The following is a 247-nucleotide window of genomic DNA, read 5'->3' as shown; positions in this document are numbered from 1 at the left end:
AATGACGACGGCAAACTCTCGATGGAAGAGATGACGCAGCGCCACGATCCGGCCAAGATGTTCGAGCGTCTGGACAAAGACGGCAACGGCAGCGTCAGCGCCGAAGAGTTCGAAGCGGCGAAAAAAATGCATGGCAAACGGCACCACAAGGGTGACAAAATGGACCATGACAAGCCGCAGCGCGATTAAATGAAGCCTCGGGCGCGCTTGATCATGGCGCGCCCGGACCTTAGCCATGGACGGGATG

1 pseudogene is annotated in these 247 nt (G+C 57.9%); it reads left to right on the top strand.

From position 1 onward, the window contains the following. A pseudogene (locus FCK22_RS18745) lies at nt 1-189 on the top strand (calcium sensor EFh); the annotation flags it as partial. Between the last annotated feature and the right edge of the window lie 58 nt (nt 190-247).

The organism is Sulfitobacter sp. 15WGC (assembly GCF_005068605.1).
GTDB classification, from domain to species: Bacteria; Pseudomonadota; Alphaproteobacteria; order Rhodobacterales; family Rhodobacteraceae; genus Sulfitobacter; species Sulfitobacter faviae.
The sequence above is the reverse complement of the archived record's forward strand: the minus strand, read 5'-3'. Positions and strand labels throughout refer to the sequence as shown.